Here is a 13,307-nt window from a genome sequence, read left to right on the forward strand (position 1 = left end):
GGACGACGGATCGCGGCCGAGGGGGCCACTCAGGTGAACGGCGACGCCCCCGGTGAGGTCACGCGGGCCGGGCGCGAGGAGCCGGTCAGCGCCGGTCGCGCACCCCGCGCCGGCCGGTGTGCCGCTTGGAACGCGGCTTGCCGGCCGGTCCGCCGGCGGCGCCCGGACCGGCGGAACCGCCGGGCGCACCGCCCTTCGCGCGCCGGGGCTCCGGCTTCGAGGGCGAAGGCGCCGGGGACTCGTGTCCAGCGGAATCCTTGGGCGGTGCCGCGTTGGCGGGGCCGGGCGGGCTGCCCGCCGCGTCGCGGCCGGTCCGGTCCCGGCGCAGGCAGCGGCGCAGGCGCTCGGGGTCCATCCCCTCGTTGCACGCCTGGTGCAGGAGGCGGGCGAAGAGGTAGTGCGGGTCGGCGCTCAGCGCCAGGCCGAGGGCGACCCTGGCCTCCGGGATGCCGCCGGTGGACCAGGAGACCCAGCCGGCCAGGGCCAGCGGGGCGGCGGCGTGTTCGGTGTAGGGCGCCACGCAGCGCCGGGCCAGCGCCCGCCACAGGCGCAGCACGGCGCTTGCCCGCGGCCCCTCCATCCAGGCGGCAGCGCCGTCCCGGGTCGCGCGGTCCTGCAGTCCGATCAGGAGGGCGGCCGCCTCCTCGGCGGTGAGCAGCGCGTCGTCCCGCATGTCCTGCTCGGCCATGCCGGTCGCCTGCGGGGCTTGCCCGAACCTCCGGACCACCAGTTCCGCCAGGTCCAGGGTCTCCCGCCGCACGGTGTCGCGGCCCGGGCCGCTCAGGATGCGCGGGACCAGTCCGGCCGCCGCCGCGTCCAGCGCCCGGCACTGCTCCTCGGCCCGGCCGCCGGTCAGCGGTGCGAACCGGGCTTCCAGCTGGCGCAGCGAGCCGACGACCTGGATCCCTGCGTAGGCGGCCGCCGCGGCCATCACCGAGGTGCCGGGCACGGCCAGGGGCGTGCCGTCCGGTGGACAGCAGCGGGCGTCGGAGCAGCAGTAGGACCAGAAGCGGCCGTCGGAGACGCACAGCGCCTCGAAGACCGGGACGTCGAGCCCGCCGCAGGCCAGCCGCAGGGCCTGGGCCAGGGGTCGCAGGGCCTCCATGGTCTCGCGGCCGGTCCCGTCCGGTCCGGGGTCCCGGCACAGATACAGGACCAGGCCATCCGGCCTGGCACCGCGCTGGACGCATCCGGCGACCAGTGTCTCGGCGAGCTGTTCGCCGATGGCGGGCCATTCCTCACGGTCGGCCGGGATGCCGGTGCGCAGGCGCCCGCCGAAGCGGCCGCGGTCGCCGTGCAGGGCGATCATGACGATCGAGTCGTCGGGGTGGTAGCCCAGCAAGTACGGGAGAGCGTCGGCCAGTTCGGCCGGGCTGCGCAGGACGACATGACCCTCGTCGGGCGCTCGGCGGCCGGCGGACGGGGTGGACGGGCGGGCGGGTTCCTCGTGATTGACCATGGGCCGAGCGTCCCGTGGTTTCGCCCCGGTCCGCCAGGCCTGTGGATAACTCCCGCATATTGTCCTACCGGGATTGTGGACAGCGTTCGCGCCTTGTCGGTGGTCTCGTGTTGCATGGGGTCATGACCAACGAAGCCCTCCGCACCTCGGCCGACGCCGTCCTCGCCCGTCTGGTGGCCGACCCCACGGGCACGGCCCGGCTGCGCACCGACCAGTGGCGCGCCATCGAGGCCCTGGTGGCCGACCGCCGTCGCGCGCTGGTGGTGCAGCGCACCGGCTGGGGCAAGTCAGCGGTGTACTTCGTGGCCACCGCGCTGCTGCGGGAGCGCGGCAGCGGCCCCACGGTGATCGTCTCCCCGCTGCTGGCGCTGATGCGCAACCAGGTGGAGGCGGCCGCCCGGGCGGGTATCCGGGCCCGGACGATCAACTCCTCGAACACCGAGGAGTGGGAGAGCGTGCAGGCGGAGATCTCGGACGGCGAGGTCGATGTACTGCTGGTGAGCCCGGAGCGGCTGAACAACCCGGACTTCCGCGATCAGGTGCTGCCCAAACTCGCCGCCTCCACCGGGCTGTTGGTGGTCGACGAGGCGCACTGCATCTCCGACTGGGGCCATGACTTCCGGCCGGACTACCGCCGGCTGCGCACCATGCTGACCGAACTTCCGCCCGGGGTGCCGGTGCTGGCGACCACCGCCACCGCCAACGCCCGGGTGACCGCCGATGTGGCGGAGCAGTTGGGCACCGGCGAGGGCGGCGGCCGGGCCCTGGTGCTGCGCGGGCCGCTGGACCGGGAGAGCCTGCGGCTGAGCGTGCTGCAACTGCCCGATGCCGCCCACCGGTTGGCCTGGCTCGCCGACCACCTGGACGAACTGCCGGGTTCCGGCATCGTCTACACCCTGACCGTCGCCGCCGCCGAGGAGGTCACCGCCTTCCTGCGCCACCGGGGCCACACCGTGGCCTCCTACACCGGCAAGACCGAGAACGCCGACCGCCGGCAGGCCGAGGAGGATCTGCAGGCGAACCGGGTGAAGGCGCTGGTGGCGACCTCCGCCCTGGGTATGGGGTTCGACAAGCCGGACCTGGGCTTTGTGGTCCACCTCGGCTCGCCCTCCTCCCCCATCGCCTACTACCAGCAGGTCGGCCGGGCGGGGCGCGGGGTGCGGCATGCCGAGGTGCTGCTGCTGCCCGGGCGTGAGGACGAGGCGATCTGGTCCTACTTCGCCTCGCTGGCCTTCCCTCCCGAGGAGCAGGTGCGCCGCACCCTCGAGGTGCTGGCCTCGGCCGGGCGCCCGGTCTCGCTGCCCGCCCTGGAGCCCCTGGTGGAGCTGCGCCGGTCCCGGCTGGAGACCATGCTCAAGGTCCTGGACGTGGACGGCGCCGTGCGCCGCGAACGCGGCGGCTGGACGGCCACCGGGCAGCCCTGGTCCTACGACGCCGAGCGGTACGCCTGGGTCGCCCGGCAGCGCGAGGCGGAACAGCGGGCGATGCGCGAGTACGCCGCCACCGAGGACTGTCGCATGGAGTTCCTGCGCCGCCAGCTGGACGACGAGCAGGCGGCACCCTGCGGGCGGTGCGACAACTGCGCGGAACCCCGGTTCGCCGCCGAGGTCTCCGCGGCGGCGCTGGCCGCCGCCCGGGGCGAACTGGGCCGTCCGGGAACGGAGGTCGAGCCCCGCCGGATGTGGCCCACCGGGATGCCGGCGGTGGGGGTCGATCTCAAGGGCCGCATTCCCGTGGCGGAGCAGGCCGAGCCGGGGCGTGCCCTGGGGCGGCTCTCGGACATCGGCTGGGGCAACCGGCTGCGGCCGCTGCTGGCAACCCAGGCTCCGGATGGTCCGGTTCCGGTCGATGTCGCCGAGGCGGTGGTGACGGTACTCGCCGACTGGGCCCGCGGGCCGGGCGGTTGGGCGTCCGGCGAGCCAACCGCCCCTGCGCGCCCGGCCGGTGTGGTGACCCTCGCCTCCCGCACCCGGCCACGGCTGGTGCAGTCCCTGGGCGAACACATCGCCACCGTGGGCCGCATACCGCTGCTGGGTACGGTCGTCTACCGGGAGGGGACGGCGGACACCCGGATCTCCCGCACCAACAGCGCCCAGCGGCTGATGGCGCTGGAGGGTGTGCTGACGGTGCCGCCGGCGCTCGCCCAGGCGTTGGCCGCGGCGGACGGCCCGGTCCTGCTGGTGGACGACTTCACCGACACCGGCTGGACGCTCGCGGTGGCGGCCCGGCTGCTGCGCCGGGCCGGTGCGAAGGGGGTGTTGCCGATGGTCCTGGCCGTGCAGGGGTGAAGCGTGCCGGGCCGGGCAGGAGGCGATGAGGTAGTGGAAGGGCGGCGGCGGAAGGCGCGATACCGGTCACTGGCGTCAATTGATCGTTGCCGCAGCGTAGTCGGCGCCGCGAGAATTGAACCGGCTCCCCGTTCCCGCCCGTTCACCCTCCCTGGGGCGTGGTCCCGGTATGCCCTCACCGAAGCCCGCCCCGGACCGTGGGCACGCAGACGAAGGGACAATCATGGCCTTCGGCTTGGCTCCGCCCCCGTCCACCCAATCCGCCGCTCCCACCGGCCGGTTGCTGGAACCGGCGGAGTGGGCCAGAGCCGGGATCCCGCTGCTGCGCAACCCCCGGGACGTGGTCACCGGACTGCACATCCGCCATCTGCCGACGCCACCCACCGCGGTCATCGCCGTGCTCGACCCGGACGAACGGCTGGTGGCCAGTGCCTCCTTCGGATACCGGGACGCCACCGCGGACGGCTGGCAGCGCCGCAACGCGCTGCTCACCCAACTGCGCCGGGTGATACCGCACGACCTGCGCAGGCGCGTTCCGGTGCGCACGGCGGTGCTGCTCTACTGCCGCAAGGGCGAGGCCCATTGGACCCCGGAGGACGGTGCCTGGATGTGGGGGCTGCGGGACGCCTGCCTCCTGCACGGGCTGCGCTGCGGCGCGTACATCACCCTGACCGAGACGGGGTGGCACATCCTCGGCGAGGGCCGCAGCGGGCGCCAGCCGCGCTCGCCCGCGCCCCTGGGCAGGCCGCTGGGCACGCCATTGTGCTCCGGCACGGCGCTGCCCGACGCGCTCCCGGCGGCCCGCTGAACCGGGCGGCGTGCCGCCGCCCGTGCCCGGCCACCGGAGTGCGGCAGGGCGGGCGAGGTCCCGGCCGGCCTGCCCCCGGAGGAGCGGACCGCGGCCGGGTCAGGGCGTCAGACGCCCGCGGACAGCAGGCCGTTGACCCGCTGCGGATCGCCGCAGACGATCAGCAGCGCGCCGGCCAGGCCCAGGGCGGCGGGCAGCGCCTTGGCCACCGAGGCGTCGCCGCCGTTGACGGCGACCACCACGACCGGGCGGCCCTTGACCTGCCCGGCGTCGGCGGCCGCGTAGAACACATCGTCCGCGGCCTCGTGCTGCGCCCAGTAGGAGGCTTCGCCGAAGGAGAGTTCATGCGCCGCCCATGGGTGGGGGGCGCCGGTGGTGAGCACCAGGATCTCGCCAGGTGCTCGGCCGGTGTCGAGCAACAGGTCTACGGCTTCGTCCGCGGCGTCCAGGGCACCCTCCGCGGAGGCGGGTATCAGCTGGATCTGCGGGGCGGCCGGGGCGGCCTGGGCCGGGGCACGGCGCGGACCGGGATTGCCGGGCCGCATCGGTGCCGGACGGGGGCCGGGAACAGGGCGGGGGGTCGGCGCGGTGCGGCCGGCGGCCGGAACAACGCGGGGACCCGGGACACTCTCGTGAATCTGAGGCTCCTCGGGGATGAGAGGCATGAGTTGATGTCTATCAAACGCCGGTGCGATTCGCATCGGCGGGTGGCCCTTCGCGGGTCAGAACTCGAAACCGAGCTGACCACTGGCTTCCAGGGCGTTCCTTCCACGGTGTTCAGGGTCTTCAGGACTGGCGGGCGCGATTCGAACCCGCTTCAAATGCTGCCACTTGGGCAGGGCGTCCAGGTAGGCCCAGGACAGCCGGTGGTGCGGGGTCGGGCCCAGCCGCTCCAGGGCCTCGCGGTGCACCGGCGAGGGATATCCGGCATTGTCGCAGAAGCCGAAGTCCGTGTGGGCCAGGCCCAGTTCGGCCATCATGGCGTCCCGGCGCACCTTGGCGATCACCGAGGCGGCCGCGACCGCCACGGAGGACCGGTCCCCCTTGATCACCGTGCGGACCCGCCAGGGGGCTCCCAGATAGTCGTGCTTGCCGTCCAGGATGATGGCGTCGGGCCGCACCGGAAGCAGTTCCAGAGCACGGCATGCCGCCAGCCTGAGCGCCGCCGTCATTCCGAGCTCGTCGATCTCCTCCGGCAGGGAGTGCCCCAGGGCGTAGCAGGTCACCCAGGACTCCAGCTCGACGGCGAGCGTGGTGCGCCGCTTGGGCGTCAGCAGCTTGGAGTCGGTGAGGCCCTCCGGCGGCCGGCGCAGACCGGTGACGGCCGCGCACACGGTGACCGGCCCCGCCCAGGCACCGCGGCCCACCTCGTCGACACCGGCGACGATCTTTGCTCCGGTGGTCGCTCGAAGCGAGCGCTCGGCGCTGTGAGTGGGCGGTTGGTAGGGCATGGCGCCAGCAAGGTTACGCCCCCGCGGCCGCCGGTGCGGCCCCGGGGGCCCCTTCGTCGCGGGGGTCAGCGGGGGGCGTGCGGAAGCCAGCCGGGAAGCGCCTCGGTGGCGGCGAGCCAGTCGGCCGGCGGTGCGCCCCGGCCGCCCGCCGCGATCACTCCGCCGACGATGGCACAGGTGGTGTCCACATCCCCGCCCGCCTGGGCGGTGGTCCAGAACGCCGCCTCGAAGGAGTCCAGATGACGGGCGGCGGCCCATAGCGCGAAGGGCACGGTGTCCATGGCGCTGGTGCGCCGACCGCAGCCCAGCACGGCCGCCACGGTGGTGGTGTCCGCGTAGTCGAGCATGTCGCGGGCCCGGCGCAGGGCGGCCTGCACAGCGCTGCGCGGCACCAGGGCGATCACCCCGTCCAGCAGCGCCTCCGGCTTCACCGGGCCGCCCGGGGAGGCGGCGAAGGCCGCTGCGGCGGCGACCGCCATGGCGCCGGCCACCGCCTCGCGGTGCTGGTGGGTGGTGTAGGCCGAGATCTCGGCCTGGTGGGTGGCCTGCTCGGGGTCGTCCGCGTACCAGGCGCCCAGCGGGGCGATGCGCATGGCCGCGCCATTGCCCCAGGAGCCCTGGCCCTTGAACAGGGCGGCCGCCAGTTCCCGCCAGTCGCCGCCTTCCCGGATCAGGCGCAGCATCCGGTTGACCGCCGGTCCGTACCCCCGGTCGAAGTCGTGGTGCTCGGCGAACGACCGGGCCAGGGCGTCCTGGTCGATGCGGCCGTGCGCGGCGAGGACGGCCAGCACGGAGCAGGCCATCTCCGTGTCGTCGGTCCACTGCCAGGGGCCCGCGGGCACCTCCCGGCGCTTGAGGAGCGGGTAGTTGGCGGGTACGAAGTACTGGGAGCCGAGGGCGTCCCCGACGGCCAGCCCGCGCAGGGAGGCCGTGGCCCGGTGGAATCGGTCAGCGGTCATCGCAGCGAACTCTAGCCGCTGAAGCCGTACGACTCGGGGGTGCACCAGCGCTCGAAGGGGCGGTCGAGGTGGTAGCGGCCGTCCAGTCCCAGCAGCAGGGCGCGGGTCTCGCCGTTGCCGGGGTTGGACAGGCTCTCGAACTCGGCCACGGTCCAGTGCAGCCAGCGCATGCAGAACAGCCTCATGGTCAGTCCATGGGTGACCAGCAGGACGTTGGGCGGATGGGCCGGGTCCTCGAAGCTGCGCCACAGGCTCTCCAGGAAGGCGCCCACCCGGTCGTAGACATCGGCCCCCGACTCGCCCTGGGCGAAGCGGTAGAAGAAGTGGCCGTAGGCGTCCCGGTAGGCCTTCTGCCGGTGCACATCCGCGCGGTCCTGCCAGTTGCCCCAGTCCTGTTCGCGTAGCCGGGGCTCCTCGCGCACCCTGACCCGGCGCGGGTCGAGCCCCAGGGCCTGGAAGGTCTGGTGGGTGCGGCGGTAGGGGGAGACATAGGCGGAGATCTCCTCGTCCCCGAAGAGCTCGCGCAGCCGCTCCCCGGCCTCCTCGGCCTGCCGGCGGCCCCTGGCCGTCAGGCTGAGGGCATGGTCGGGCTCCCGCTCGTAGACCGTGTCATCGGTGTTGCCCACCGATTCGCCGTGCCGGAGGAGAACGATGCGCCGGGGCCGTGCCATGCGGCCACCCTAATTCGAACATCATCCGGGCGCGAAGTGGCGACCGGAAGCGGATGACCGGGGCGCGGGCCTTCAAGCGCGACCGCCGTTACCTCACCCCCGGCGGAGCAGCGGCCCGGGCCGCCCGCGCCTCGGGAGCCGCCCGCGCCCTGCACCGCCGCGCTCCGGTCCGAGCGCGCCGCACAGGGCCTGCGGCGGCTCCACGAGGAACGCTTCACGCGGCGCGACGGGCACCGCGGCCGCCGTGCGGGCGGCTGCCCGGCCCGGCGGGGCGCCGAGAGAGCCGGGCGCTCAGACCGTCCACGAGGGCTCTATCCGCACCACGTCGCCGCTGATCGCCGCGACATCCGCCTCGGTCTGTGCCCGCAGCGCCAGCCGCTCCACCCGGTCCTCGCGGTACTTGCCGTGCTCGGCCTCGGAGTTCCACATGGACAGCACCAGGAACTCCTGGCCGGGCGCCTCGCCGAAGATCCCGCGGAGCATGCCCGGCGAGCCCGCCATGGCCGGGTTCCACACCTTCTCCTGCATCAGCATGAAGTGTTCCACCCGGTCCTCACGCACCCGGCAGTGCGCAAACCGCACCACATCGGCATCCGTGAACTGCGGCCGGAATCCCACCTTGACATCGAAGCGGTGCTCGAACAGCCGCACCTGGATGTCCTTGTAGGTACCGGCCTGGGCGGCGGCCAGTCTGTCGTGCGACCGCGCCATGAAGGAGTCGTAGAACGCCCGGCTCTCCCAGAAGTTGAACAGATGTACCACCCCGGGACGCCCCCGGCTCCAGCCTCCCCCCTGTCCCCGGAACCCCGGTTCGCCCAGCAAACCCGCCCATTTCCGCTGCCCCCGTTCGAAACCGCGGCGGTCCACCACGGTGCAGCGAATCCACTTGACCAGCACCGACCCATGGTACGACCAGGGACGTGGCGTGCGTCACGGTGCGACGGAGCACACCCGTGCGAGCGCCTCGGCATCCGCGTCGTCCAGCTCGATCAGAAACTGACCGCGCAGCACCTCGCGCAACTCCCCAACCGCCACGTCCCGTTGCTCCCAGGCGCCGTCGGCGCGCACCACCGTCAGGGACGAGCCCACCAGCGACCGGCGTACGCCCGCCTCGGTGCGCTGCACCACCAGCCGGGAGACAAACGGAGAGCCGGCATGGGTGGAGGTGTAGTGGTTCATCACCGCGTAGTCGGCCGGAAGGCGCCGCTCCGGGCCAATGGTGTAGAGGGCGGACCAGCCCCCGGGGCGCCGGGTACGCAGCACCCGCGCCCCATGCCGTTCCCTTTCGATCGCGAACTCCCGGCCGTCCTGACGCACTTGGGCCGCCGCCCGCAGCGGCATGGGCTCCAGCAGACCGTCCCCGCCGAAGCCGACGTCGCACAGCCAGTCCCGGCCCTTGGCCCGGACCCCCAGCGCCATGTGCGTGACCGGCAGCACCTTGCCGTCGCCCCTGTTCAGCCGGGCGCCCAGGCCCCAGACGGTAAAGCCGAGGCGCTCCAGTACCGCCGCCAGCAAGAGATTGTGCTCAAAGCAGTATCCGCCGCGCCGCCGGTCCACCAGCTTCTCCTGGAGGGCCTTGATATCCAGCAACACCGGCCGCCCCAGCAGGATTTCCAGGTTCTCGAACGGGAATACCGCCAGATGTGCCCGGTGGATCACCCGCAGTGTCCCGGCATCGGGGCCCGGCACCCGGTCCACACCGATGCGCGCCAGATAGGCGTCCAGGTCCAACTCGTCACTGTTCCAGGTGAATTCCCTCATCGCGGTACGCCCTCCGCACGCCGGTGAACGATTGCCAGCCTCGCCCCATCGACGCTCAGCGCCGGAAAAGGGGGCAGCGGAAAAGGGTGAGGCGGAAGGAAACCCTCCAGGGTCTCCTTCCGCCTCACCGCGCTACTCCGGGCGCTCGGTCAGCTGCAGCCGCTGGTCGAGCCGCAGCCCTCGCACAGATAGCAGCTGCCCGCGCGGCGCATCTTGGTGCCGCAGGAGAAGCACAGCGGCGCGTCCGCGCTCAGCCCCAGCCGCATCTCCGCCAGTTCGGTGGAGTTGTGGGCCTGCTTGGCGGCGGCCGGCGCGGGGTTCACCGGCTGGGCCGGCAGCTCCGGCCTGGGGCTCTCCAGCTGGCGCGGGGCGGACTGGGCCAGGCCCTCGACGTCCATCTCCTCGTCGGCCGGCTCATAGGAACCGGTCTCCAGGTGGCGCTGGCGCTCCTCGGCGGAGTGGATGCCCAGCGCGGAGCGGGTCTCGAAGGGCAGGAAGTCCAGCGCCAGGCGGCGGAAGATGTAGTCCACGATGGACTGGGCCATCCGCACATCCGGGTCGTCGGTCATACCGGCCGGCTCGAAGCGCATGTTGGTGAACTTGGAGACATAGGTCTCCAGCGGCACGCCGTACTGCAGACCCACCGAGACGGCGATGGAGAAGGCGTCCATCATGCCCGCCAGGGTGGAACCCTGCTTGGACATCTTAAGGAAGACCTCGCCCAGGCCGTCATCCGGGTAGGAGTTGGCGGTCATATAGCCCTCGGCGCCGCCCACCGTGAAGGAGGTGGTGATGCCGGGACGGCCCTTGGGCAGCCGCTTGCGCACCGGGCGGTACTCGACGACCTTCTCCGCCGCGGCGGTGGCCGCGGTCTCGACGACCTTGTCCTCCTTCTTCTTGGCGGAGAGCGGCTGGCCGACCTTGCAGTTGTCGCGGTAGATCGCCAGCGCCTTCAGGCCCAGCTTCCAGCCCTCGAAGTAGACCTCCTCGACCTCCTCGACGGTGGCCGACTCGGGCAGGTTGACGGTCTTGGAGATGGCGCCGGAGAGGAACGGCTGGGCGGCGGCCATCATCCGGACATGGCCCATGGCGGAGATCGCCCGCTCGCCCATGGCGCAGTCGAAGACCTCGTAGTGCTCGGGCTTGAGGCCCGGGGCGTCGATGACATTGCCGTGCTCGGCGATGTGCGCGACGATCGCCTCGACCTGCTCGGCCTGGTAGCCGAGGCGCTTGAGCGCCTTGGGCACCGTGTTGTTGACGATCTGCATCGAGCCGCCGCCGACCAGCTTCTTGAACTTCACCAGCGCCAGGTCCGGCTCGACACCCGTGGTGTCGCAGTCCATCATCAGGCCGATGGTGCCGGTCGGAGCCAGCACGGAGGCCTGGGCGTTGCGGAAGCCGTTCTGCTCGCCGAGGCGCAGCACGTCCTGCCAGGCCTCGGTGGCCGCGGCCCACACCGGGGTGTCCAGGTCGTCCATCCGCTTGGCGACGGTGTTGGCGTCGGCGTGCTGCTTCATCACACGCTGGTGGGCGTCGGCGTTGCGGGCGTAGCCCTCGTACGGGCCGACGACCGAGGCCAGTTCGGCGGACCGGCGGTAGGAGGTGCCGGTCATCAGCGAGGTGATGGCACCGGCCAGGGCGCGGCCGCCGTCGCTGTCGTAGGCGTGGCCGGTGGCCATCAGCAGGGCGCCGAGGTTGGCGTAGCCGATGCCCAGCTGGCGGAAGGCGCGGGTGGTCTCGCCGATCTTCTGGGTGGGGAAGTCGGCGAAGCAGATGGAGATGTCCATCGCGGTGATGACCAGCTCGACGACCTTGGCGAAGCGCTCGGCGTCGAACGACTGGTTGCCGGCCTCATCATCGCGCAGGAACTTCATCAGGTTCAGCGAGGCCAGGTTGCACGAGGAGTTGTCCAGGTGCATGTACTCGCTGCACGGGTTGGACGCGGTGATCCGGCCCGTCTCCGGCGAGGTGTGCCAGTGGTTGATGGTGTCGTCGTACTGGATGCCGGGGTCGGCACAGGCCCAGGCGGCCTCGGCCATCTTGCGGAACAGCGACTTGGCGTCGACCTCCTCGATGACCTCGCCGGTCAGCCGGGCGCGCAGCCCGAACTTCGAACCGGTCTCGACGGCCTTCATGAATTCGTCGTTGACGCGGACCGAGTTGTTGGCGTTCTGGTACTGGACCGAGGTGATGTCATCGCCGCCCAGGTCCATGTCGAAGCCGGCGTCGCGCAGGGCGCGCACCTTCTCCTCTTCCTTCACCTTGGTCTCGATGAATGCCTCGACGTCCGGGTGGTCGACATCCAGGACGACCATCTTGGCCGCGCGGCGGGTGGCGCCACCGGACTTGATCGTTCCTGCGGAGGCATCGGCGCCGCGCATAAAGGAGACCGGACCGGAGGCATTGCCACCCGAGGACAGCAGTTCCTTGGAGGAGCGGATGCGGGAGAGGTTGAGGCCGGCGCCGGAGCCGCCCTTGAAGATCATCCCCTCTTCCTTGTACCAGTCGAGGATCGACTCCATGGAGTCGTCGACGGACAGGATGAAGCAGGCGGAGACCTGCTGGGGCTGGGCGGTGCCGACGTTGAACCACACCGGGGAGTTGAAGCTGAAGACCTGGTGCAGCAGCGCGTAGGCCAGCTCGTGCTCGAAGATCTCCGCGTCCGCCGGGGAGGCGAAGTACCCGTGCTGCTCACCGGCCTTGCGGTAGGTGCGCACCACGCGGTCGATCAGCTGCCGGAGGCTCGCCTCGCGCTCCGGCGAACCCACGGCGCCGCGGAAGTACTTGCTGGTGACGATGTTGACCGCGTTCACCGACCAGAAGTCGGGGAACTCCACGCCGCGCTGCTCGAAGTTGATCGAGCCGTCGCGCCAGTTGGTCATGACGACGTCACGACGCTCCCAGACCACCTCGTCATACGGGTGCACGCCCGGGGTGGTGTGGATGCGTTCGATCCGCAGACCCTTGCCGCCCTTGTTTCCCTTGGAGCGGGAACCACGTGCCGGGCCGCTCGCCGTCTCTGTCATGCCGCCTCCCTCTACCGGGCAAAACGCCCTTGTGCGCCCATTTCTTCCGTGACGCGATGTGTGTCTTCCGCCCTGGCGCGCACCGCGCACCGGGCTGGTCTGAGCTGTCGCCGCTGCCGCTGTCAGTCGGCGGCCGCGGCGGGGGCCGGGACCTCGGGTTCCCGGTCAGGGCCGCCGCCGGAGGCGTCCCGCCGCAGTTCCGCGACGGCGGCCTCGAAGTCCTCGAGCGAGTCGAACGCCTGGTACACGGAGGCGAACCGCAGATACGCCACCAGGTCGAGATCCTTGAGCGGGCCGAGTATGGCCAGGCCCACGTCATGGGTGGAGAGCTCGGCGCTGCCGGAGGCGCGCACCGCCTCCTCGACCCGCTGGCCGAGCTGGGCCAGGGCATCCTCGGTGACCGGGCGGCCCTGGCATGCCTTGCGCACCCCGGAGATCACCTTGTTACGGCTGAACGGCTCGGTGACCCCGCTCCGCTTGATCACCATCAGTGACGCGGTCTCCACCGTCGTGAACCGACGGGAGCAGTCGGGGCACTGCCGGCGTCTGCGGATCGAGCAGCCGTCATCGGTGGTCCGGCTGTCGACCACGCGACTGTCGGGGTGCCTGCAGAAGGGGCAGTGCATGGCTCTCCACCCTCCTTCACCCTCGAGGTGCCTCGACCAGTTGTGTACGACTCGCGGTACGACTCGCGACTCCGCCAAGGCCGTTCACTGCCCCGCGAAGCAGCCACAAGCATAGGCGATAGCCGTCACCGGAGATGACCGGGACCGGCCGGGGACCACAACCTGTGGGCGATAGCCGTCATCAAAGCACTAGATCTGGTGCCCGGGGGTCAGGCACGCCCTATGCGTGTCGCCCGGCGGCGGCAGCATGGAAGCCTA

The 13,307-nt window shown here is 71.9% G+C and carries 11 protein-coding genes; 2 read left to right on the forward strand and 9 right to left on the reverse strand.

The window, feature by feature from the left end:
• Positions 1 to 85: 85 nt before the first annotated feature.
• Entirely contained in the window at positions 86 to 1,459 is a 1,374-nt protein-coding gene (locus ACIHFE_RS10780) for a DUF4192 domain-containing protein (protein ID WP_400105488.1), read from the reverse strand.
• 122 nt (positions 1,460 to 1,581) lie between these two features.
• Between ACIHFE_RS10780 and ACIHFE_RS10785 the strand changes: the two genes are divergently transcribed.
• Both ACIHFE_RS10785 and ACIHFE_RS10790 read left to right on the forward strand, forming a co-directional pair.
• Positions 1,582 to 3,747 carry a RecQ family ATP-dependent DNA helicase gene (locus tag ACIHFE_RS10785; protein WP_400105489.1) on the forward strand — a complete coding sequence of 722 codons (2,166 nt, stop codon included), beginning with the start codon at positions 1,582 to 1,584 and terminating at the stop codon, positions 3,745 to 3,747.
• Positions 3,748 to 3,970: 223 nt separating this feature from the next.
• On the forward strand, positions 3,971 to 4,555 hold the full coding sequence (locus tag ACIHFE_RS10790) for a hypothetical protein (RefSeq protein ID WP_400105490.1): 585 nt from the start codon (positions 3,971 to 3,973) through the stop codon (positions 4,553 to 4,555).
• Positions 4,556 to 4,662: 107 nt separating this feature from the next.
• Here ACIHFE_RS10790 and ACIHFE_RS10795 read toward each other — a convergent pair whose 3' ends face one another.
• From ACIHFE_RS10795 to nrdR, 8 genes are all read right to left on the reverse strand, one after another.
• The gene (locus ACIHFE_RS10795) at positions 4,663 to 5,220 is read right to left on the reverse strand and encodes a hypothetical protein (RefSeq protein ID WP_400105491.1); all 558 of its coding nucleotides are present in this window, start codon (positions 5,218 to 5,220) and stop codon (positions 4,663 to 4,665) included.
• Between the two features lie 57 nt (positions 5,221 to 5,277).
• Positions 5,278 to 6,006 carry a ribonuclease HII gene (locus ACIHFE_RS10800; protein ID WP_400105492.1) on the reverse strand — a complete coding sequence of 243 codons (729 nt, stop codon included), beginning with the start codon at positions 6,004 to 6,006 and terminating at the stop codon, positions 5,278 to 5,280.
• A 65-nt stretch (positions 6,007 to 6,071) separates the two neighbouring features.
• A complete protein-coding gene (locus ACIHFE_RS10805) occupies positions 6,072 to 6,965 on the reverse strand; it encodes an ADP-ribosylglycohydrolase family protein (protein ID WP_400105493.1) in 894 nt (297 codons plus the stop codon).
• Between the two features lie 11 nt (positions 6,966 to 6,976).
• On the reverse strand, positions 6,977 to 7,636 hold the full coding sequence (locus ACIHFE_RS10810) for a histidine phosphatase family protein (RefSeq protein ID WP_400105494.1): 660 nt from the start codon (positions 7,634 to 7,636) through the stop codon (positions 6,977 to 6,979).
• 291 nt (positions 7,637 to 7,927) lie between these two features.
• Positions 7,928 to 8,533, reverse strand: a complete 606-nt coding sequence (locus ACIHFE_RS10815; protein WP_400105495.1) for a YdbC family protein — start codon at positions 8,531 to 8,533, stop codon at positions 7,928 to 7,930.
• Between the two features lie 33 nt (positions 8,534 to 8,566).
• The gene (locus tag ACIHFE_RS10820; RefSeq protein WP_400105496.1) at positions 8,567 to 9,397 is read right to left on the reverse strand and encodes an arylamine N-acetyltransferase; all 831 of its coding nucleotides are present in this window, start codon (positions 9,395 to 9,397) and stop codon (positions 8,567 to 8,569) included.
• Between the two features lie 149 nt (positions 9,398 to 9,546).
• Entirely contained in the window at positions 9,547 to 12,423 is a 2,877-nt protein-coding gene (locus tag ACIHFE_RS10825) for a vitamin B12-dependent ribonucleotide reductase (RefSeq protein ID WP_400105497.1), read from the reverse strand.
• Between the two features lie 122 nt (positions 12,424 to 12,545).
• On the reverse strand, positions 12,546 to 13,049 hold the full coding sequence (nrdR, locus tag ACIHFE_RS10830) for a transcriptional regulator NrdR (protein WP_400105498.1): 504 nt from the start codon (positions 13,047 to 13,049) through the stop codon (positions 12,546 to 12,548).
• Positions 13,050 to 13,307 lie beyond the last annotated feature (258 nt).

Source organism: Streptomyces sp. NPDC052396, from assembly GCF_044593195.1.
Lineage (GTDB): Bacteria > Actinomycetota > Actinomycetes > Streptomycetales > Streptomycetaceae > Streptomyces.

Excerpts from the sequence above, each read along its gene's own strand:
- ACIHFE_RS10780 (WP_400105488.1), bottom strand. The coding sequence starts at position 1,459 with ATGGTCAATCACGAGGAACCCGCCCGCCCGTCCACCCCGTCCGCCGGC.
- ACIHFE_RS10785 (WP_400105489.1), top strand. The coding sequence starts at position 1,582 with ATGACCAACGAAGCCCTCCGCACCTCGGCCGACGCCGTCCTCGCCCGT.
- ACIHFE_RS10790 (WP_400105490.1), top strand. The coding sequence starts at position 3,971 with ATGGCCTTCGGCTTGGCTCCGCCCCCGTCCACCCAATCCGCCGCTCCC.
- ACIHFE_RS10795 (WP_400105491.1), bottom strand. The coding sequence starts at position 5,220 with ATGCCTCTCATCCCCGAGGAGCCTCAGATTCACGAGAGTGTCCCGGGT.
- ACIHFE_RS10800 (WP_400105492.1), bottom strand. The coding sequence starts at position 6,006 with ATGCCCTACCAACCGCCCACTCACAGCGCCGAGCGCTCGCTTCGAGCG.
- ACIHFE_RS10805 (WP_400105493.1), bottom strand. The coding sequence starts at position 6,965 with ATGACCGCTGACCGATTCCACCGGGCCACGGCCTCCCTGCGCGGGCTG.
- ACIHFE_RS10810 (WP_400105494.1), bottom strand. The coding sequence starts at position 7,636 with ATGGCACGGCCCCGGCGCATCGTTCTCCTCCGGCACGGCGAATCGGTG.
- ACIHFE_RS10820 (WP_400105496.1), bottom strand. The coding sequence starts at position 9,397 with ATGAGGGAATTCACCTGGAACAGTGACGAGTTGGACCTGGACGCCTAT.
- ACIHFE_RS10825 (WP_400105497.1), bottom strand. The coding sequence starts at position 12,423 with ATGACAGAGACGGCGAGCGGCCCGGCACGTGGTTCCCGCTCCAAGGGA.
- nrdR (WP_400105498.1), bottom strand. The coding sequence starts at position 13,049 with ATGCACTGCCCCTTCTGCAGGCACCCCGACAGTCGCGTGGTCGACAGC.